We start from the raw sequence: 19,961 nt of genomic DNA, 5'->3' as shown, positions 1-19,961 counted from the left end.
CGCTCGTGCCCGCCGCTCCCCTCAGCGCTCGGCGGCCGCGTACACCGCCGCTCCGACGAGTGCCGCGTGCTCACCGAGCCCCGCGGCGCGCAGCGTGACGGGAGTATCCCCCAGGCCCGCCCGGAGCGAGGGGCGCAGCAGGTCCCAGGATGCGGCCATGGCACCGCCCACGACGAGCACGGTGGCGGCGAAGTCCTGCAGACGCGGGGCGAGGACCGCGCCGAGCGTGGTGAACGCGCCGTCCAGGACGTCCCGTGCGTGCCGCTCCCCCGCCCGCGCGCGCTCCGCGATGTCGCTCACGTCCACGGAGTGGTCGCCGTAGCGCGCCAGGATCGCGCGGCGCGACACCGATTCCTCCAGGGACCGTCCCGCCACCTGGACGAGGTCGATGCGGCCCTGCGGCGGTATGCCGGGGCCTTCCCTGCGGATGTCGCCGTCGACGAGGAACGCCGAACCGACGCCGGTGCCCAGGGTGATGCCCGCGCAGCGCGCGTGGCCGCGCGCGGCGCCCGCCCGCCACTCACCGAGCAGGAAGGCGTGCGCGTCGTTGAGGAAGACGGCGTGCGCGGGGCGCGGCCACACCCCGTCCAGGAGTACGGCGCGTACGTCGATGCCGTACAGGTCGTCGAACTTGCCGACCCCCGCGAAGCGGGCGATGCCCTTGTCGTGGTCGAAGGGACCCGGCACCGCGACGCCCCACACCAGGCCTTCCGGTGCCGCCAGGTCGGTGGCGCAGCGGACCATCGCGCCGAGGATGCGTTCGGCGCTGCCGCGGGCGTCGAGCGGGCGCCGGACGCTGCGTTCGACGGTGGCGGTCTCGGGGTCGGCGAGGGCCGCCGTGACATGGGTGCCGCCGAGTTCGAGGACCGCTCTCATGCGTCGGTGTGGGGTCGGACCAGGGCCTTGACGACCTTGACCGGTGCCGCGCCGATCGCCGTGAGCCGGTAGGCGCCCACGGCCGCGGGCACCGTGAGCGTCTCGGCGTACGAGAGGGTGTACCGGTCCCCGGCGGCGGTGCGCAGGAGCACGCCCTCGCCCTCGACGACGTTCAGGACGTGGAAGCGGCCCGCGGTGTCGTCGGGGACCTCCGCCTCCTCGCCGATGACGTGGCGCCGCACCTCGTAGAACATCTCGTCGAGGGCGCCGATGAGTTCCTCGCGCCAGCCCTCGCCCGTCCGCAGCGTGCGGGGTTCCTGGACGAGGTCGCGGGTGACGGCGTCGCCGCGCCGCCCTGTCTCCAGGTTCGCCAGGCCGTGTTCGTAGGGGAGTTGGCGGGGGTTGCCGTCGGCGTCGGGGCGCAGCCAGTCGTAGAAGCGCAGGCTGTAGAGGTAGGGGGTGGCGCTGATCTCCAGGACGAGATTGCCCGCGCCGCTGGCGTGCGGGGTGCCCGCCGGGATCATGAAGAGTCTGCCCCGTTCGGCGGGGAAGGTCAGGACGTGGTCGGCGGGGTCCATCGGCACCCCGTCGTGCGCGGCCTCCTCTATCTCCTTGCGGAAGAGGTCGAGGTCGGCGTCCTCGCGCAGGCCGAGGAAGACGCGGGTGTCCGGGGAGCCGAGGGTCATGTAGTACGTCTCGTGCTGGGTGTAGGGCCAGCCGAACCGCTCCCGCATGTAGGGCTCTTTGGGGTGGCAGTGCACCGAGAGGTCCCCGCCGTCCACGGTGTCGAGGTAGTCGAAGCGGATCGGGAAGGAGGTACCGAAGCGGGCCCGCACCTCGGGGCCGAGCAGGGCGTCGGGGTGCAGGACGCACAGCAACTGGAAGGGGATCTCGACCTGTTGTCCCCGGTGCGGGCCGATGAGGACGCCCGCTTCGGGGGCGATGAGTTCGTAGCCGAGGGCGGTGTTGCGCGCCTCAGGGCTGAAGCCGAGTTCCCGCTGGGCCCAATGCCCGCCCCACGGGGTGGAGTTGAAGTAGGGGCGGGTCCGCACCGGGCGGCGGGCCAGGTCGGCGAGGGTGGCGCGCAGGCCGTAGCCGTCGATCCAGGTGGGCCGTTCGGGGTCCTGCACGTCGAGCCAGCCGTCGACGTGGGGGGCGAGGGCGTCGCGGTGACGGTCGAGGAGCGGCCAGTCGATGAAGAAGAGCCGCCTCAAGTCGCCTGTCTCGTGCGGCAGTCCGAGGTTGTGTCCGGTGCCCGCGGTGACCGCCGCCTCGGCGTGCCGCTTGGGCAGGTCGGCGTACCAGAGCACGTCGTGCGTCAGGAGCGAGGCGCCGGGCCCGTACAGGAGGACCAGTTCGCCGGGCCGGGGGCGGGGCGGCCGGGGCAGGTCGTCGAAGAGGTCGCCCAGGTCGTTCTCGGCGAGCCTGCAGTAGTAGGGGTCGTCGGTGTCGTCGGTGCGGCGGCGCACCTCGGCGGGCGGTGCGTGGTGGGCGCGCAGGTCGAGCGCGGTGAGCGTGGTGCCGTGCGCGGTCAGCTCCTCGGCGAGCCGGGCGGCGAGGCCGTCCCAGTCGGCCGTCGGCGGCCCGTCCACGGCGACGGTCACCGGGCCTTTGGGCAGTTGGGCGGCCACGGCCCGCCAGCCGGTGGCCAGGACGGCCCAGGGTGCGGGGGCGTGGCGCGGGTCGAGCCGGTACACACGTTCTCCTTCGCGCGGACGTACGGGTACGGGGGGCGTGGTCGGGGCGGCGGGTCAGGCGGGCGGGGGTGGTCTTCAGGGGCGTACGAAGAGGACCGCGGTGGTGCCGAGGGCCGGGACGTGCACCGTCACCTCGCCGTCCGTGCAGGGCAGTTCGTGCCCGGCGGCGCCGAGGAACGTCGCGCGGTGCGCGGCGGCGACCGGGAAGTGGGCGCGGACCGGGCAGGCCACCGGTTCCTCGGCGAACGACTGCAGGCGCAGCAGGACGTGGCCGGGGACCGGTGTGGTGGCGCCGACGAGCCGGACGCGCGGGTCGCCGATGTCGGCGAAGGCGTGCCGGTCCGGCGCCGCGCCGCCCGCCGCGCCGCGGGCCCGCACGGCCCGCAGCGGGCGGCTGAAGGCGGCGGCCGTGCGCGGGCCGAGGCCTGCGGCGGACGGGGCGCAGGCGAGGCTGTAGCGGTAGGTGAACTCGAAGCCCTGCTCGCTGGGGAAGTTGGTGTCCCAGAGGTTGTTGTGGATCCAGGAGAAGACGGTGGCGGGCTCGTCGTGGGCCATGGTCTTCGGGAACGGCGCGTACGGCAGGGCGATGTTGCCGAACTGCACGAGCGGGGCGTCCTGGGTGGACCAGGCCACCGCGAGCCCGTCGTCGTGCAGGGTCACCCAGCGCCGCACGGCCCGCATGTGCAGGGCGGATCCCGGCACCACCGGCAGGCCGCTGCCGGTCGCGCCGCCGGAGGCCTCCATGCGGACGACCGGGTCGTCGAAGGCGAAGGGGAACGCGAAGTAGGCGCTCTCCTTGCCGAGCGTGGCGTCCTTGTCGAGGCGGTTCTCGATGTCGAGGCGGGGCACGCCGTGCGGCAGGGTGAGCGTGGTGCGCAGCCGGTTGGCGCCCGCGGGGCGGGTCTCGTAGGTGAGCGATTCGGCGGTGGGCGTGGAGCGGCGGGCGATCAGTGCGGCGGGCGGGGCGACGGCGCGGGCCCCGAGGTGTTCGAGGCGCTCGGAACCCGTCGTACGGCTGGAGTTGTGGTTGAAGGCCCCCGCCGTGGTGTAGCTGTCGTGCACGTAGCCGTTGAAGCCGACGACGGCGTCCTTGCGGACGAGTTCCCGTCCGGTCGCCTTGTCGACGACCGAGGCCACGCAGGCGTGGGCCAGGTCGACGCGGACGGCGATGTGCTCGTTCTCCAGGAGGGTCGGGTCGGGGTGGGCGAGGGCCGCGGCGGCGGTCTCCGCCGGGTCCTCGCGTTCGGTGCCGCCGGTCGGGTTCCACCCTGTGGCGGCCTTGACCGTGCTGGCCCCCTCCCCGGCACCGGTCCGCGCGGCGACGGCGGTGATGTCCAGGCGCACCGATCCCGCGGGCGGCACGTCGTCGACGCGGACGAGGAGGAAGCGTCCGGCGTCGCGGTGGTCTTCGTTGGTCTGCGCCCTCTCCTCGTGGGCGAGTCGGCGTCCGTCGCGCGCGTCGGTCACGGTCACCGGCTGGGCCGGCGGCACCGTGCTCTCCGGCAGGAAGACGCGGACGACGTCGGTGCGGGGCCAGGAGCAGGTGTTGACGACGTGGTAAGTGGCGGCCACTCCCGGCGGGACGGCCAGCCGCTGTCCGAGGCGGGCGCTCGCGCGGGCGAGCAGCGCGTTGCCGTCGTCGTGGGCGCGCATGGCCTGGCCGTACTTCCAGTGCCACTGGTGCTCGCCGGAGTGGCCGCCCTCGTCGCCGTGGGTCCACGGGTCGCCGGCGCCCCAGGTGTGCTCGTCGAAGAGCGACACCGCTTCATAGACCCCGGCGGCGTCCTTGCCGTCGTCCTCGGCCCCCGTGGCGCCGAGGAGGGCGGCGAACGTGCCGATGGTCTGGGCGTCGGCGACCACGGACTGGGCGGTCCTGGCCAGGGACAGTGGACGTGCCCCCGACCCGACCCCGTCGACCCACCAGTCGGTCCAGTCGCCCTCGAAGGAGCGGATCTCGTCGCCGAGCCTGGCCTCGGCGTCGGTGAAGAAGTCCTCGTTGCGGGAGAGCCGCAGCTGGGGGTAGGCCCAGGTGTCGTTCCAGCGGCGGACGGTGTCGGCGATGATGCGCCGGGGCGGCGCGTTGTCGCCGAACTTGCCCTGGACGCGCAGATGGAGCACGTCCCAGGGGTAGGGCTCGCGTTTGATCTCCGTGTGGTCCATGGCCCAGCCGAAGATGCCGCCGCCGTAGGGGTAGGGGTTGGTGGCGAGCGAGGTCAGATAGGCGGGCAGCAGGTCGTCGACGTCCGCGTAGTCCGTGTCGAAGCCGAGCAGCGGGCCTTCCATGTAGGCGAGGCCGTGCGGGGTGTCGGTGACCCACACCAGGACGCTGTTGCCGCTCGGGGCGCGCCAGCGGAACAGGCGCGGCAGTTTCTCGCCGCCGACGAGGTGGGGCACGGAGCGCCCGGCCCAGTTGTGCGCCACGGAGAGGTACTTGACGCCTGCCGCGGCGAGCGCGTCGACGAGTCCGACGACGGCGCCGGGCACGTCGGTCTGCATGGCGGCGGTGAACTCGACGCCGTGTTCGGCGCGGATGTCGTGGGCCAGGCGCAGGAGTTCGTGCAGTTCGTCGGTGGAGCAGGTCTCGGTGTGCAGGTTGAACGGCAGCGCGGTCAGCTCGATGCGGCCCTCGCGGACCCGTCGTACGAACTCGTCGACCTGCTCGGCGGGGCGCGCGTCGGCCCACTGCCGGAAGGACCACAGCGACTCGACGCACCAGCGGAACCGGGACTCGGCGGGCCAGTCGTCGGTGGCCCTGGTGAGTTCGAGACAGGAGTCGAGGAAGGAGAGGTGCTCGGCGAGGACCTGGCCCTGGGGGTCGGTGTAGCCGATGTCGAGGTGCGAGTGGTGCACCAGGTGCAGGGTCCACCGGCGCTGCGGGGTCAGCCGGATCTCGATGCCGTCGTCGCTCTTGGCGCCCGCACCGTCCGGCAGGCCGACGGTGACGCGGGTGGCCGTCTCGACGGCGGGCAGCAGGAGCCGCACGCTGCGCCCTGGCCCCGCGATGCGTTCGGCGCGCAGGGCGGCCCCGGATTCCGTACGCACGGTCAACTCGCCGGGAAGTGACGTGCCGTTGACGGGCTCGACGCGCAGGGACTGGAGCAGGGTGCCGTCGTCCGCGTGCCGCAGGAGGGGTTCCTCGGTGAGCCGCAGGGCGGTGCCGTCGGACAGGCTGCCTTCCGCGCCGACCACGCTGGAGCGCAGGCTGTCGCGTATCCGGTCGTTGTCCCAGTCGGTGGTGCGGACCAGAGCCCGTGTCGTCATGCGGATCTCTCCCGAGGGGTGTGTGGTCGGTCAGCGGGCGGATGCGGTGACGCCGCGCAGGAACAGGCCGCGGAACACCAGGAAGAGGACGAGGGTCGGCGCCGAGACGATCAGGGCGCCGGCCAGGATGACGGGCGGACCCGCCGACGAGTAGGCGTTGTTGAGGGTGGTCAGGGCCGCCATGACGGGCTGGACCTCGGGGCTGCGGCTGAGGGTGATGCCGAGCAGCAGGTCGTTCCAGACGGCCGTGAACTGGAAGATGAAGGCCGCGCCGAGGCCCGCCTTCATCAGCGGTACGTGGATGCGCCAGAAGATCCGCGTGAAGGAGGCGCCGTCGATCAGCGCCGCTTCCGTCAACTCCGGTGGCATCGTGGTCATCTGGTTGCGGATCAGGAAGAACGCGAAGGGCACGGCCCAGGCCGTGTACACCAGCATCAGGCCGATCCTGGTGTCGTACAGATTGGCGTCCGCGTACATCCCGAAGAGCGGTGCGAGGAACATCTGGAGCGGGAAGAGCGTGCCGGAGTAGATCAGCCAGAACCAGAACGCGGGCTTGGGGATCGGCAGGACGACGACGGCGAACGCGGCCAGGGCCGCGACGAGCACCGCGCACAGGCCGCAGACGACGGCGTAGAGCAGCGAGGCCTGGAAGCTGTCGCCGATGCCCGCCAGGTCCCAGGCGGTGTCCAGGTTGTCCAGGAACGCGAAGCCCTGGACGGTCCACTCGGGCTTGCCCCCGTACTCGGCGGCCGGGGTCAGCGCGTTGACCACCAGCAGGTACAGCGGAATCAGCCAGAGCAGCACGCATCCGGCGACGAAGAGGTGGCGCACCGTGCGTCCCATGGCGGTTCCCTCCTCAATTCCGCACGGCGGTACCGGAGATGTCGGGCATCTGGCGGCGCAGATACATCCAGGACGAGGCGACGACGATCACCGAGAGGACGAGCGCGATGGCCGAGCCGTAGCCGATGTGGAACAGCCGGAACGTCTCCCGGTACATGCTCAGGGCGAGGGTCTCCGATGAGCGGGACGGGCCGCCCTTGGTGAGGACCCAGATCATGTCGAACGCCTTGAGGCTGTTCACGATGGCCATGCCGACCACCACCACCGTCACCGCCCGCAGTTGGGGCAGCGTGATGTGCCGGAACATCCGCCAGCCGCTCGCGCCGTCCAGTTCGGCGGCCTCGACGGTCTCGCGCGGGATGGCCCGCAGGCCGATCGCGAAGAGGACGACGTTCAGGCCGGTCGCCTGCCAGGTGCTCGCGACGATCATCGAGAGGGTGTTCTGCGGCCACTCCAGGAGCCAGGTCTGCGCCCAGCCGTCGAGGCCGACGCCGCGCAGCACCTGGTTGACGGCGCCGTCGGACGTCAGCATGAAGTTCCACAGGACGGCGGTGGCGGCGCCCGAGATCGCGTACGGCAGCACGATGATCAGCTGCGCGATCCCGCCGAACCGCATGCGGTGGGTGGCGACCGCGATCAGGAGTCCGGCGACGACGGGCAGCAGCAGCGTCCCCACCACCCACATCAGGGTGTTGAGCAGCGAACGGCCGAAGATCGGGTCGTCGGCGAGCCGGGCGTAGTTGTCGAACCCGGTGAAGCTGCTCGTGAAGCCGTTGTCCTCGAAGAAGCTGCCGTACACGCTGCGGAAGAACGGATAGACGAGCAGCACGCCGACGAAGGCGAAGGCGGGCAGCGCCCAGGGCAGGGCGGCGAGGGGGCCGCCGAGCCTGCCGCCGCCCGCCGTCGCGGCCTGGTGCGGGGTGCGCACGGGCACCCTGCGCCGCACGCGCGCCGGCTTGGTGACGCCGTGTGCCGGGGTCGCGGTCCCTGTCATGTCTCCTCCGCCTCCCGCCACACCTTCCACGCCTCGTCCGCGCGGTCCTGCATGGTGCGCAGGGTGCCGCGGTACGAGGAGGGGTTCAGGAGGAAACCGGCGAGGTCGTCGACGGTCGCCTCGACGAGTTCGGGCGGGCCCTGTTCCCAGAAGCGGTTGAGCAGCCACAGCCGGTCGCCGCGCACCTGCTGCGCGAGGCCCTCGATGACGGGGTTGGCGGCCTTGACCTTCGGGTTGGGGCAGCCGTCCTGGAGGGTGCCGGAGAAGGCCCGCATGACCGCGGGGTGCAGCCAGGCCCGGGTGGCCTTCAGCGCCTCGTCGCGGTCGGGGCCCCGGACGGTGGCGACGAGCGCGCTGGACTCGAAGATGACGCTGGGGCGGGCCTTCCGGTCGGCCATCGGCAGCACGAACGCGCCCACGCTCCGGCCCGGTTTGCCGCCCGCGCCCGCCAGTGTCGAGCCGAGCCAGGTGCCGCAGGCGACCATGCCCACCGTGCCGCGCACCAGGGCCGCGGCCGCGTCGGTGTGGCTCACGTCCAGGGGCGTGAACCAGTCCTTGTCGAAGAAGGACGCGATGGTGCGCAGGGCGCGTTCGGCGCGCGGGTCGGTGTACCGCCCGCGGCCATTCATCAAGTCCTGGTAGAAGCGCGGGTCCTGGCGGCTGAGGATCTCCTGGAACCAGATGAAGGAGGGCCAGCGGTCGACCGTGCTGCCGTGCAGCGGTACGACGCCCGCCTTCTTCAGGCGTGCGCACGCGGTGAGGAAGTCCTGCCAGGTCGTGGGCTTCTCGATGCCGTGCTCCCGGAAGACCTGCGGGTTGTAGAACATCACCCAGTACGCGAGGTTCATCGGCAGGCCGTAGACCCGCCGCCGGTAGGTGAACGCCCCGCGCAGCGACGGATCCACCCAGCCCTTGGCGACCGCGTCGTCCCACTGGCCGGTCAGGTCCTCGATGCCGCCGGTGCGGGCCAGGTCCTGGAGCCGGTAGCCCGACCAGTACTTGAGCATGTCCGGCGTCTTCCTGGTGCGCAGCGAGGACCGCACGATCTGCTCGAACGACTCCAGGGACGGATTGACCTGGGGCACCACCCGCAGCGACGCGACGGACTTCATGGCCGCGCCCGCGGCGTTCATGGGCTTCTCCCACGCGGTGCTGTCACCGAGCACGGCGACCTCGCCCGCGGGCAGCCCTTCGGCGGTGCCGCAGGCCGTGGCGAGCGCCCCGGCAGCGGCGGCCACGAGCAGGGCGCGACGGTCCATCGCAGGGTGACGACTACCTGACATGGATGACTCCCTCAGGTGTGCCTCAGCCCGGTGTTAGCGTTACCACGGGCGTCTTGGAGCTTCACGTCGCTCGCGCGGGTTGTCAATGGGGCGCGGGGAAAAGGGCGTTATGCCGAGGCCTTGGCACTCCCCCGGTTCGCGCGGTGCCTGCGCACCGCGTCGCGGTTGGCGCACCGCTGGGAGCAGTAGCGCTGCCGTCCGGTGCGGGAGGTGTCGGCGAAGATCGTGGTGCACTCGGTGACGTCGCAGCGCCGCAGCCGGTGCATGCCGCGACCTGCCAGGTGCAGCGCGGTGCCGACGGAGATCAGCGAGAACAGGACGCCGCCCAGGGGCTGTTGGTCGTCGCGGTAGTGCAGGTGCCAGCCGCTGCCCATGTGGTCGGTCAGGCGCGGGTAGGCGGCGGCCTCGGCCAGCATGCCGTTGACCAGTTCGGCCCGCTCACACTCGTCGGTGGCGTCGACGACCTTCTCCCAGGCGTCGAGGGCGGTCCTCGTACGCACCACGTCCCGTTCGGTGACGGGGTGTTCAAGGGCCAGGCCCGCGACGCGGCAGCGGTCCGCGAGTTCCGCGGCGTCCGCCGGGGGCCGGTTGGCGAGGTCGGCGGCAAGATTCACGGCGTCCTCGCCGTAAGGGTTGAGGTGCATAAGACCATTACAGCAGGCTGATCGGCATGACACACCACAACGGGCAGAAATCCGTGCGGCGCACCGGACTTCACACCGATGTACGACCGGCCGTGGCGGACGATGTGGCGGAACTCGTACGCCTGCGGGCGCTGCTCTTCGAGACGCTCGACGGCGACTTCTTCACCACCCCGTCGACGGGCGGCGACTGGCGGGACACCCTCGCCACGGTCCTCAAGGAACAGATCACGGCGGACTGCGTACACATCCTCGTCGTCGACGGCGACGAGGGCCTGGCCGCCTGCGGATTCGGCTTCATCGAACAGCGGCTGCCGGGCCCGAACCGCCCCAACGGGCTCGGCGGCCATGTGACCGGCGTGGTCACCGATCCGGCGTTCCGGCGGCGCGGCCACAGCCGGGCGATCATGCACGGGCTGCTCGACTGGTTCCGGGAGCGCGAGGTGCCCCGGGTCGACCTCTACGCCTCGCACGACGGCGAACCGCTGTACCGCGCGCTCGGCTTCGTCCCGCACCCCGACCCCGCGCTGTGCGGGACGCCGTGAGCGCGGACACCCTCGCACCCGCCGCGCCACGGTACCGGTGGATCATCCTCGGCATCGCCACGTTCGCCCAGACCGCCTCCGGGTTCTTCGTGCAGGGCATCGGGGCGCTCGGCGTCCAGCTGCAACGCGACCTGGACCTGAGCGCGGCCCAGCTCGGCCTGCTGCTCTCGGCGGCCCAACTGGCGCCGCTGGTGGGCCTCGTGGTGGCGGGAGAACTCCTCGACCGCTTCGACGAACGCTGGGTCGTCGGCACGGGGGCCTGCGTGGTCGCGGTGGCCCTGGGCGCGGGCAGCGCGGCGCCCGGATATGTGTCGCTGCTGCTCGTCCTGCTGATCGTCGGCGCGGGCAACAGCACGGCGCAGCCCGGCGGCAGCAAGGCGGTGGCGTCCTGGTTCGAGGCGAACCGGCGCGGGTTCGCGATGGGCATACGGCAGGCGGGCCTGCCGCTCGGCGGCGCGCTCGCGGCGGCCTCGCTGCCCGCCGTCGCCGGGGCGTTCGGCTGGCGGGCGACGCTCGTGACCGGCGGGCTCGTCGCGCTGCTCGGCGGCGTCGTCTTCATGCGCTGGTACCGGCCGCCGCCCGCCGGGACCGCCGCCGGTCCCACCGGCACCGGCGGCTCGATCGGGTCGTGGCTCGCCGCCCGGTTCGGGATGCTCCGCGAACCGGCCATGGTGCGGATCACGCTGTCGGGGACGAGCCTGATCTCCGTGCAGTGCGGCGTCCTCGTCCTGACCGTCCTGCATCTGCACGACACGACGTCCCTGAGCGCGGGATCGGCGGCGCTCGTCCTGGTGGTGGCCCAGGCGGCGGGTGTCGTCGGGCGCATCTGTCTGGCGGCGTGGAGCGACCGCGGCACCTCCGGGCGGCAGACGTCCCTCACGGTCTGCATGGCCGCCGTGCTCGTGGGCATGGCCGCGCTGATGACGCCGCTCGGGCAGTCACCCCTGACGGCCGTCCTGCTCTTCGTGTGGCTCGGCTTCTTCGGCTACGGCTGGTACGGCCCCTGGGTCGCCCAGGTCGCCGAATCGGCGCCGCCCGGCAGGACGGGGTTCGCCATCGGCCTCGCCATGTCCGTCAACCAGATCGCCATCGTCGTGATGCCGCCCACTCTCGGCCTGCTCACGGACCTCACGCACGGCTTCGATGCGGCCTGGGGCCTACTGGCCTCGATGACCGCGGCGTCGTTGCTGGTCACGGCCCGCATGGGGAGAGTTCCCCGATCGCCTTGACGACGTACGCGGCGTGCTGCTCCACCCGGGGCAGCAGGTCGTCCCAGCGTTCCTCCTCCTCGCCCAGGTAGACGGCGCGGGCGCGGGCGAGCACGGGACGGTGTTCGGCGGGCAGCCGAGCGAGCGCCCAATCGGCCGCCGCGTCCTTGGACTTGATGTCCCCGGTCGCCAGGGTCGTCCAGATGCGGGCGAGGGTGAGCAGGACGTTGCGGGTGTCGGTGGCGAGTTCGTCGAGCAGTTCGGGGACACCGGCGGTCATCGCGCGGGTGACGTCGGCGGCCGGAACGGGGGCGAGCACCTCGTCGGGCGCGGGCCCCAGCAGCGGCGTCCGGCCCGCGCGCACCATGGTGACCAGGACCGCGAGGTCGGGGCTCGGCCCCGGCTCGGGCGTCTCGCCGCGCAGATAGGCGTCGCGGAGCCATTCGCCGTACTGGAATTCACAACAGGGCGGATACGACCAGGGGCGGAGGTCGCCCTGGACAGCAACGGTCAGTTCGACGGGCCGCAGGGGCGTGCCGTGGTCCGGGTGGCCGGAGACCACGAGGAGGCCGTCCGTGAGGGCCCTGCGCTGCCCGGCGGTCGTGCGCCGCCGCACGACGACCAGGACGTCGATGTCGCTGTGCGGACGCAGGCCGCCGAGCACGGCGGATCCATGGGCATAGGCGCCGACGATGCCGGCCGGTTCGAGCACGTCACGGACCAGGCGGAGTACGTCGTCGGTCTGGGTCACTGCCCCTCCGTTGCGGGTCGTCTCAGGCGGGAGCGAGAAGTCTCTCAGGTGCGGGCCTCGTCGGTGGTCCCGAGGTGGGCCCCACACACAGGCACCTGCCGCCTCGCCCGGCCGGCCCGCCGACCCGCGACCGCCGACCGCCGACCACCGACCCGCCGGACCTTCAACGGTCCGGCGGGTCAGGCGCGTTCGGCCCCGGGCCCGTCCTTCACCCCTCCTCTGCCGTGTCGTCGAGCAGTACGGTCGACGCCAGCTCGCTCAGCGCCGCGCGGCTGGGGCGACCCGTCTTGAGGATGAGGCTCGCCACGTGCTTCTCGACGGTGCGCGGCGAGATGTAGAGGCGGTCGGCGATGTCCCGGTTGGCGGGCCGCGGCGCCATCAGCCGGAACACCTCGTACTCCCGGACCGTCACGCCCAGCTGCCGCAGCGGACGCGGCACCAACTCCGCTCCCCTGCGCCGCTGTTGGACCGGCACGCCGTTCTTGCGCAGCAGCCCGCGGCAGGCGCCCGCCACCGCCGGGACCGACGCCTGGTGGAAGTACTCCTCGGCGCGGTGCAGCCAGGCCGTCGGCTCGCCCCAGCCGTCCCGGTGCGCGGCCTCCGCGACGAGCCGCAGGCCCAGGTGGTAGGCCATGGGGAACGGCGAACCCGCGTTCCGCGCCGCCCGCATGACCGCCGCCGCCTCCTCCCCGCGCCCCGCCCTGCCGTACTGGACCGCACGGGCGAGCAGGGTGAAGTGCCGGTTCCAGCGGAGGCGGGCGAGAGGGGCGTTCTCGGGGGCTCCCTCCAGTACGTCCGCTCCGTCCGACGCACCTGACACGCCCGACACGCCTGACGCATCCGGCACACGCGACGTACCTGACGCGCCCGGCACACGCGATGTACCTGACGCGCCCGGCACACACGATGTACCCGACGCACCCGATGCCGCCGAGCCACCCGCCGCCTCCGCCGCCTCCGCCGCCCCGCCCCCCGCCAACGCGTCGAGCAGCCGCAGGAGTCCGTGCCGTCCGTCCAGCGCATGTCCTGCGCGGACCGCGCCCGGTGCGGCGAGGCGGGTCAGTTCCTCGTGGGCCCGTGTCCTGTCCTCTTCGAGGAGCGCGCAGAACGTCCTGGCCAGGCCGGTGATGAGGGCGGCGAGCGGCGAGCGGTCGCCGTCCCGGCGGTGGAACTCGGCGACGGCCCGTTCCATCCGCGCCCGCTTGCCGCGGTGCGCGGCGAGCACCGCCTCGGCGGCGAGGAGGTGCCTGGCCCGGTCGGCGTCGCGGAGCCCGCCCTGCCGGGTCCAGCAGGCGTCGATGAGCTGCGCGGCGGTCCCCGGCCTGCCGCTGAGCACCAGCCACAGGGCGAGGTCCGCCTCGGCGGCGCCGCCGATGTCGCCCGCGCCCAGGCGCACCGCCTCGCGCCGCGCGTGTTCGAGGCGTGCGACGTCCCCTTCGGTGAGCCAGTCGTCGCCGCCGAGCCGGAACAGCGCGCGCAGCCGCCAGAACGGCATGCCGTGCCGTTCGGCGATGGTGCGGACCCGGTCGAAGCAGGCGGTCGCCTCCTCGACGTCCCATGTCCTCGCAAGGACGCCGAGCACGTCCCAGGCCTGGCAGGCCGCCTCCGGGTTCCCGGCGCGTTCGGCCGCCGCCGCGGCCCGTGCCGCCCGCTCCTCCTCCTGCGCCGACACCGTTCCCGACTGGAGGGCGACCACGGCGGCGGCCGCCTCGACGACGCCGCCGGTGTCGCCTTCGGGCCCCAGCAGCCTGCGCGCCTCGCTGAGTTGGGCCCGCGCCTCGTCCGTCCTTCCGGTGCCCGCGGCGGCCCGGGCGAGGCGCAGGTGCAGTGCGGAGGCGCGTGGCGCGCCGACCGCGGCGGGGCACACCCCGTCCACCGCCGCGGCCAGCTCCCAGGCGCGTTCGCTCTCGCCCGCCTCGGTCAGCGCGGTCAGGAGCGCCTCGAGGACATGGGCGTACAGCGGGAAGTGCCGCGGGTCCGATACGCCCGTCGGGTCCTGGCCCATGAGGAGGGAGCGGGCCCGGTCGAGGGCGTCGGACGCGTCGACCGCGGCGCCCCTGGCCAGCGAGCGGGACCCGGCCCGCGCGTACAGCCCCGCGGCGGTGTCCCGCTCCCCCGCCGCCTCCCGCAGCCGGGCCGCCACCAGGCACCATCCGGCGGGGAGTTGGGGGTGCAGGTCCGCCACCGCCTCCGCACAGTGCCGGGCGACCCCGGCCCGTTCCTTCGGGGTGAGCGTGCGCAGCAGGGCCCGTGCGGTGAGCGGGTGCCGGAACGCGAACCAGTCGGGTGCGGGCTCGTCGGTGGCGATCAGCCCACCGGCGAGGGCGGCGTGCAGATGGCCGAGCGCCTCGTCGTCGGCCATGCCGGTGGCCGCCTGGATCACGGGCGCGGGAAACCGGGTGCCGACGACGGCCGCGGCCACGAGCAGCTCCCGGCCACGGGTGCCGAGCCGGTCCACGCGCCGGGCGACTCCGGCGACCAGGGCGTCGGGCACCTCGGCCGTACAGGAGCGCCCGGACAGGCGCCAGCCGTCGGTGTCGTACACGAGAAGGTTCTCGTCGACCAGGTGGGTGAGCAGTTCCTGGGCGGCCCAGGGGTTTCCGTCGCTCTGTTCCCAGATGTGGTCGACGAGCCCTTCGGGCAGTTCTTCGGGCCCCGCGGAGAGCTGTCCCGCGACGAGTCCGCGCACGTCGGACCGGCCGAGCCGGTCGAGGGTGAGGAGTGTCCCGCCGCCGCGGCGCACGAGTGCGCGGGCCAGTTCGAGGGCCGGGCACGGCTCGTCGCGCAGCGTCACCAGGAGGGTGATGGGCTCGTGCGCGATGTTGTCGGCGAGGAACTCGACGAGCGCCGGGGTGCCGGGGTCCGCGTCGTGCAGATCCTCCAGGACCATCAGGCAGCCGCCGTCGCGTCCGGCCGCCGAGACCGCGCGCAGCACGGCCTCGCCGAGCACGACGAGCGAGCCCGCGCAGGCCGCGGTGTCGTGCGGCGCGACGGGTTCGCGCCGTGCGGTGAGGCCGGCGAGCGCGGTCCTGCACAGTCCCGCCGCGTCGCGGTCGAGCCGCCGGTCGCGGGAGAGTTCGAGCAGGGCCTCGATGAGCGGGCGGCACGGCACGCGCTGCCCGATCGCGCTGGCACGCCCCCGCATGACGCGCATCCCGCGGGCGGCCGCCCGCTCGGCGACCTCCGCGGCCAGCCTCGACTTGCCGACCCCGTCCTCGCCCGCCAGAAAGACGGCCCGTCCCGCGCGGGACCGGGCAGCGGTCAACGCCCGGTCCAGCGCCCCCAGTTCTCGCTCCCGTCCGATGATCGATGTTCGGTCGTGTGTGTCCATGGCGTCCTGATCCCCCGTGTGTCCCTGCAAGTACGACCCTCGTCCGAGCCGCATCCGTGCCCGGACGCCTTTCAGTGGATACGGGCGACGCGGGCATCGCGTTCAACGGTTCCGAAATATCCGTCGGCAACTCCGACAGGGGCCGTCGCTGGAAGTCGACGGTCCGGGTGAACCGGGGAATGCGGGGGCCTGGCCCCCATGTCGTACGCCCCTGCACCCCACCACTGTTGCGGCGAACGGCCTCCTGACGGAGGCCTCCACGACATCGTGCGCCCCTGCGTCAAGGGCGCGCATCCGTGGACAAGTCCGTGTACCACAAAGGGGGATTCTCGCCATGAAACTGATCACTCCGTACCGCCCGGGCGGCACGATCCGGCTCACCTCGTACGCCGCGTACGTCCTGCCGCTCCGCTGACCGCCCCACGGACAGGACGGGACGAGCGGCATGAGCACGACTGGCACGCACCTGTGGCTCACCGGGCCGGACGGGGACGGGGACGGCGCGGCCGGAGGGACACCGGACCCCTTGCCGGAACCGGACGTCGCGGTCGACTGCCACCGTCGGCTGCGCGGCCCCTACACGGGAACAGGGAGCCTGCTGCGCGCCCTGGTCCCTCCCATGCGGGCGGTACGCCCGGAGTTGCCGGACCGGCACCGGGTGGAGATCCACGCCGTCGCACCCGAGCTGCGCGCTCTGGTCGCCGCACCGCCCCGCACCCTCACCGACCGTGCGGCCCCCGCCGAGCGGACCCGGCTGCATCCGCGCACGCGCACGCGGCGGCTCGCGCACGGCGTGGTGGAGCTGCTCCTCGCGTACGCCGCCGATCCCGGCCTGACGCGGCCGCTGGTCCTGGACTTCGCGCGCGTCGACGCGGCCGATCCGACCGACCAGGAGTTCCTGGCGCTGCTGCTGCGCCGCGCCGCACCCGAGCGGATCACCGTCGTCGTACGCGCCGGGGACAGCGAACACGCGGGCCTTTCCGCCGAGTTGAGGTCGGCGCTGGAGCAGTACGCGCACCGCAGGACCGTGCCGCCGTCCGCTCCTCCCCGCTGCTGCCCGCCCCCGTCCGCCCTCGCCCGGACCTTCGTGGCGGGCGACGGCACCTCGGCCGATCCCGTCGAGCGCGCCGCGTACGAGAAGGAGGACGCGCACGTCCGGGGACGGCTGCACGACGCGCGGGCCGCCGAACTCCAAGCACTGTACGAGCAGGGCGAGTTCAGCATCGGGCTCGGCGCCCTGCCGTACCACCTGGAACGCGGCAGCGACCCCGCGGCGGCCCGGCGCGTACTCGTCGCCGCCACCGAGCACACCCTCGCGATGGGCTACTACGACGCGCTGCTCGACCTCGCGCGGCGCGCGCAGGCCGTCACACCGGACGACGCGCCGCTCGGCACCCGGCTCGCCCTGCACACCAAAGTCACCACCGCGCTCACCCTGCTGGGCCAGGCGGCGGAGGCGGAGCGGCTGCACCTGCGGATGCGCGAGCGCCACGCGGACCCGCTGGTGCAGCTGCTCAGCGGCTATGCCCTCGCCATGCTGCACACCCGTTTCCACCCGCCGGAGCGGCGCGACCTCGGCACGGCGAAGGCGCTGCTCACGCGGACCATCGCGCTGGCCACCGACTGGCCCGACCCCGAGCAGCGCGCCTTTCACACCACGTTCCAGGAGAACGGTCTCGCCCTCACGGAGCTGCGCCTGGGCAATCCGGCCGAGGCGCTGCGTCTGGTCGAGGGCGGGCTCGACCGGCTGCGCAAGGAACTCCCGGACGACAAACACCTGTTGCACCGTTCCGTGCTCCTGCACAACCGGGCCGAGGTGCGGGCCGCCCTGGGCCACCTCGAAGCGGCACTCACCGACCACGACGCCGTCGTCGCGATGGATCCGCACCACCCCGAGCACTACTTCGACCGCGCCGACGTGCGGCGGCGCCTCGGCGACCCGGCCGGTGCGCTCGCCGATTACGACCGGGCGATCGAACTGGCCCCGCCGCACTGGGAGTCGTACGTCAACCGCGGCGACCTGCGCCTGGAGTCGGGCGACACCGCGGGGGCGCTCGCCGATCTGCGCCACGCCGTCGAGCTGGAACCGGAACGGGCGGACGTCCGGGCGAGCCTCGTGGTGCTGCTGCTCCGGCTCGGCGACCTGCCGGGCTCACGGGCCCAGGTGGCCGAGGGGCTGCGCCACCACCCGGACGACGCGCACCTGTTGTGCGCGCGGGGCCTCGTCGCGCTGCGCTCGGGCGAGGACGCGGCGGCACGCGCGGACTTCTCGCGGGCGCTGGCCGTCGATCCCTTCCTGGTGAGCGCGCTGGCGGGCCGCGCCACTCTGGCCCATGCGGCGGGCGACGACCGCGCGGCCGTCGCCGACCTCACCCACGCCATCGCCCTCGACCCCGCCGACCCGGACCTCCTGTACAACCGCGGCTACGTCCACCAGCAGGCCGGCCGCACGGCCGCCGCCCGCGCCGACTACACCGCGGCGCTCGCACTGCCCGGCGCGGACGTGGCGGAGCTGCGGGCGCGGATCGACGAATGCGGGTGAGGGGAAAGAAGCGTGGAGCGAACCATGCGGGCCGTCGCCGCAAGCGGGGTGCGGCATCCTCGGCCACTTCCACCGTAACCCGCGGAGCAAGGGAAAAACGTCAGACCACGGCTCGATCCTCCCCGCCCCCGGAGCCGCTAGCGTTTTGCCCATGGCAGAACGAAAAGCACGGAATGTCGGCCCGTCCGGCATCGAGATCGCCTACGAACGCATCGGCGCCCCCGACGCGCCGCCGGTCGTCCTCGTCATGGGCGCCGGCGCGCAGTTGATCAGCTGGCCGGACGGGTTCTGCCGTGAACTGGTGGACCGCGGACTGCAGTTGATCCGCTTCGACACCCGCGACTCCGGCCGCTCCACGCACCTCCACGACGCCCCCGTGCCGGACTTCCCCGCGGCCCTTGCCGGTGACCTGTCCTCCGCGTCCTACACGCTCTCCGACCTGGCGGCCGACACCGTCGGCCTGCTCGACGCCCTCGGCCTCACCGGCGTCCATCTGGTCGGCTCCTCGATGGGCGGCATGATCGCCCAGATGGTCGCCGTCGAGCATCCGGACCGGGTGCGCTCGCTGACGTCGATGATGTCCACGACGGGTGAACCCGGCGTGGGCGAGGCCGACTTCACGGTCTTCGCCGAACTGGGCGGACCGCCCGGCGACCGGGACGCCTTCGTCGACTGGCAGGTGCGCGCCCTGCGCCTGGCCGCGTCCCCGGGATACGCCTTCGACACGGCCGCCGCGTCCGAGCTGGCCGGACGGGTCTTCGACCGGGGGTACGACGCGCTCGGCATGCAGCGACAGGGCCTGGCCGTCGTGGCGACGGGCGACCGCACCGAACGGCTGCGGGCACTGAAGGTGCCCACCCTGGTGGTCCACGGCGCCGCCGACGTCGTGTGCGACGCGGGCGGGGGCCGGGCCACGGCAGCCGCCGTTCCCGGCGCCGAACTGCTCGTCCTGGAGGGCATGGGCCACCACCTCCCCCGGGAGCTGTGGCCCGAGCTGGCCACCCGCATCGCCGCACTCGTCCACCGCGCCGAACGGGGCCTGGCGGCGGGGAGCGTCTGACACGTGACACCGCTCCAAGCCGCGTTCAGACACCGGGCAGCAGCCCCACGTCGCGCGCGTGCAGCACAGTGGCCAGGCGGTCGGCCGTGCCGAGCTTGCGGTACACGTTCTCCAGGTGCTTGTGCGCGGTGCGCGGCGAGATGCCGAGCCTGCGGCCGATGGTGTCGGCGGTCAACGACTGCGCCAGGAGCGTCAGGACCACGGTCTCGCGGGGCGTGAGACCGTACTCGGCGGCCCGGTCCAGGGTGTCCTCGGGGCTGTCGCCGGGCGCGGGCGGCGGCAGCTTGCGGGCGTGGGACATGTGGTCCACGACGGCCGCGAGCAGGGGCTGGACCCGGCGGGCGACCTCCACGTCGCGCTCGCCGTACAGCTCGCCCTGCCTGCCCAGCATGATCAGGTGACTGGCCCCGGCGGGCGCGGGCAGCGGCAGCGCCAGCTGGTGGTCCGCGTGGAAGGCGCCCTCGAACGTCTGCTGCGCGGCCTCGTCGGGCCAGGGCCGTCCGCCGTGCAACTGGCAGTCGGTGAGCGGCGACCGGTCCCCCGTGCGCCGGTAGTGGCTCACCAGCGGATGTTCGTGCAGCGACACGTCGAGGGCGCGCATCCTCGGGTCGACCGCGGCCGTGGGCGGCGGGCAGGGCACCGGCGTGTCCGGCCAGCCCCGCGAGGCGAAGAGCACCTTCGCCGGGCTGTCCAGGACGTCGCCGAGCTCCGCTCTGACCAGCTGCCAGGGCAGTGTGGCCTGACGGCTGTTGAGGATGGCGACGGTGAGATCGAGCACCCGCTGGTAGTCGCGGGCGGACATGCAGGTCACGGTGGGCCCCCTCCCTGCGCATCTCCGGATTAGAGGAGGCGGCCCGGCCCTGTCAAGGACCGGGAGGGGCCGTCCGCTACGCAGAGGTACGCATATCCCCCGCGGCCCGCCCGGCGGC

General features: G+C 73.3%; 14 protein-coding genes. 4 read left to right on the top strand and 10 right to left on the bottom strand.

The features are described 5' to 3' along the window. Positions 1–21: 21 nt before the first annotated feature. From ACFWZ2_RS07595 to ACFWZ2_RS07565, 7 genes are all read right to left on the bottom strand, one after another. On the bottom strand, positions 22–876 hold the full coding sequence (locus ACFWZ2_RS07595) for an ROK family protein (protein WP_384543286.1): 855 nt from the start codon (positions 874–876) through the stop codon (positions 22–24). Then, entirely contained in the window at positions 873–2,573 is a 1,701-nt protein-coding gene (locus ACFWZ2_RS07590; protein ID WP_384543284.1) for a class I mannose-6-phosphate isomerase, read from the bottom strand. The genes ACFWZ2_RS07595 and ACFWZ2_RS07590 overlap by 4 nt, the downstream gene beginning before the upstream one ends. A gap of 75 nt (positions 2,574–2,648) precedes the next feature. Continuing rightward, complete coding sequence (locus tag ACFWZ2_RS07585; protein WP_384543281.1) at positions 2,649–5,834, bottom strand: alpha-mannosidase; 3,186 nt, start codon at positions 5,832–5,834, stop codon at positions 2,649–2,651. Between the two features lie 30 nt (positions 5,835–5,864). Next, positions 5,865–6,677, bottom strand: a complete 813-nt coding sequence (locus tag ACFWZ2_RS07580) for a carbohydrate ABC transporter permease (RefSeq protein ID WP_384543279.1) — start codon at positions 6,675–6,677, stop codon at positions 5,865–5,867. 13 nt (positions 6,678–6,690) lie between these two features. Continuing rightward, on the bottom strand, positions 6,691–7,671 hold the full coding sequence (locus ACFWZ2_RS07575; protein WP_384543277.1) for a carbohydrate ABC transporter permease: 981 nt from the start codon (positions 7,669–7,671) through the stop codon (positions 6,691–6,693). Beyond that, the gene (locus ACFWZ2_RS07570) at positions 7,668–8,954 is read right to left on the bottom strand and encodes an ABC transporter substrate-binding protein (protein WP_384543275.1); all 1,287 of its coding nucleotides are present in this window, start codon (positions 8,952–8,954) and stop codon (positions 7,668–7,670) included. The genes ACFWZ2_RS07575 and ACFWZ2_RS07570 overlap by 4 nt, the downstream gene beginning before the upstream one ends. A gap of 107 nt (positions 8,955–9,061) precedes the next feature. Continuing rightward, positions 9,062–9,598 carry a CGNR zinc finger domain-containing protein gene (locus ACFWZ2_RS07565; RefSeq protein WP_384543272.1) on the bottom strand — a complete coding sequence of 179 codons (537 nt, stop codon included), beginning with the start codon at positions 9,596–9,598 and terminating at the stop codon, positions 9,062–9,064. 26 nt (positions 9,599–9,624) lie between these two features. Between ACFWZ2_RS07565 and ACFWZ2_RS07560 the strand changes: the two genes are divergently transcribed. Both ACFWZ2_RS07560 and ACFWZ2_RS07555 read left to right on the top strand, forming a co-directional pair. Then, positions 9,625–10,140 (top strand): GNAT family N-acetyltransferase, encoded by a 516-nt coding sequence (locus ACFWZ2_RS07560; protein WP_384543269.1) that lies wholly within the window; start codon positions 9,625–9,627, stop codon positions 10,138–10,140. Next, the gene (locus tag ACFWZ2_RS07555) at positions 10,137–11,369 is read left to right on the top strand and encodes an MFS transporter (RefSeq protein WP_384543267.1); all 1,233 of its coding nucleotides are present in this window, start codon (positions 10,137–10,139) and stop codon (positions 11,367–11,369) included. Before ACFWZ2_RS07560 ends, ACFWZ2_RS07555 begins: the two co-directional genes overlap by 4 nt. Here ACFWZ2_RS07555 and ACFWZ2_RS07550 read toward each other — a convergent pair. Next, positions 11,332–12,099 carry an aminoglycoside adenylyltransferase family protein gene (locus ACFWZ2_RS07550; RefSeq protein ID WP_384543264.1) on the bottom strand — a complete coding sequence of 256 codons (768 nt, stop codon included), beginning with the start codon at positions 12,097–12,099 and terminating at the stop codon, positions 11,332–11,334. The genes ACFWZ2_RS07555 and ACFWZ2_RS07550 overlap by 38 nt on opposite strands. Positions 12,100–12,307: 208 nt before the next feature. After that, complete coding sequence (locus tag ACFWZ2_RS07545; protein WP_384543261.1) at positions 12,308–15,430, bottom strand: AAA family ATPase; 3,123 nt, start codon at positions 15,428–15,430, stop codon at positions 12,308–12,310. A gap of 445 nt (positions 15,431–15,875) precedes the next feature. Between ACFWZ2_RS07545 and ACFWZ2_RS07540 the strand changes: the two genes are divergently transcribed. Continuing rightward, positions 15,876–17,972: a tetratricopeptide repeat protein gene (locus tag ACFWZ2_RS07540; RefSeq protein WP_384543259.1), complete on the top strand. Its 2,097-nt coding sequence runs from the start codon at positions 15,876–15,878 to the stop codon at positions 17,970–17,972. A gap of 151 nt (positions 17,973–18,123) precedes the next feature. After that, positions 18,124–19,032: an alpha/beta fold hydrolase gene (locus tag ACFWZ2_RS07535; protein WP_384543256.1), complete on the top strand. Its 909-nt coding sequence runs from the start codon at positions 18,124–18,126 to the stop codon at positions 19,030–19,032. Positions 19,033–19,057: 25 nt separating this feature from the next. Here the strand turns inward: ACFWZ2_RS07535 and ACFWZ2_RS07530 are convergent, their stop codons facing one another. Next, positions 19,058–19,834 (bottom strand): LuxR C-terminal-related transcriptional regulator, encoded by a 777-nt coding sequence (locus ACFWZ2_RS07530; protein ID WP_384543374.1) that lies wholly within the window; start codon positions 19,832–19,834, stop codon positions 19,058–19,060. Positions 19,835–19,961 lie beyond the last annotated feature (127 nt).

Source organism: Streptomyces sp. NPDC059002, assembly GCF_042740435.1.
Lineage (GTDB): Bacteria > Actinomycetota > Actinomycetes > Streptomycetales > Streptomycetaceae > Streptomyces.
Note: the sequence above shows the minus strand (reverse complement) of the source record. Positions and strands in the feature narration are given on the sequence as shown.

Coding starts and splice junctions, on each gene's coding strand:
- ACFWZ2_RS07530 (WP_384543374.1), bottom strand. CDS start 19,834: ATGTCCGCCCGCGACTACCAGCGGGTGCTCGATCTCACCGTCGCCATC.
- ACFWZ2_RS07575 (WP_384543277.1), bottom strand. CDS start 7,671: ATGACAGGGACCGCGACCCCGGCACACGGCGTCACCAAGCCGGCGCGC.
- ACFWZ2_RS07595 (WP_384543286.1), bottom strand. CDS start 876: ATGAGAGCGGTCCTCGAACTCGGCGGCACCCATGTCACGGCGGCCCTC.
- ACFWZ2_RS07560 (WP_384543269.1), top strand. CDS start 9,625: ATGACACACCACAACGGGCAGAAATCCGTGCGGCGCACCGGACTTCAC.
- ACFWZ2_RS07570 (WP_384543275.1), bottom strand. CDS start 8,954: ATGTCAGGTAGTCGTCACCCTGCGATGGACCGTCGCGCCCTGCTCGTG.
- ACFWZ2_RS07585 (WP_384543281.1), bottom strand. CDS start 5,834: ATGACGACACGGGCTCTGGTCCGCACCACCGACTGGGACAACGACCGG.
- ACFWZ2_RS07535 (WP_384543256.1), top strand. CDS start 18,124: ATGGCAGAACGAAAAGCACGGAATGTCGGCCCGTCCGGCATCGAGATC.
- ACFWZ2_RS07540 (WP_384543259.1), top strand. CDS start 15,876: ATGAGCACGACTGGCACGCACCTGTGGCTCACCGGGCCGGACGGGGAC.
- ACFWZ2_RS07545 (WP_384543261.1), bottom strand. CDS start 15,430: ATGGACACACACGACCGAACATCGATCATCGGACGGGAGCGAGAACTG.
- ACFWZ2_RS07565 (WP_384543272.1), bottom strand. CDS start 9,598: ATGCACCTCAACCCTTACGGCGAGGACGCCGTGAATCTTGCCGCCGAC.
- ACFWZ2_RS07580 (WP_384543279.1), bottom strand. CDS start 6,677: ATGGGACGCACGGTGCGCCACCTCTTCGTCGCCGGATGCGTGCTGCTC.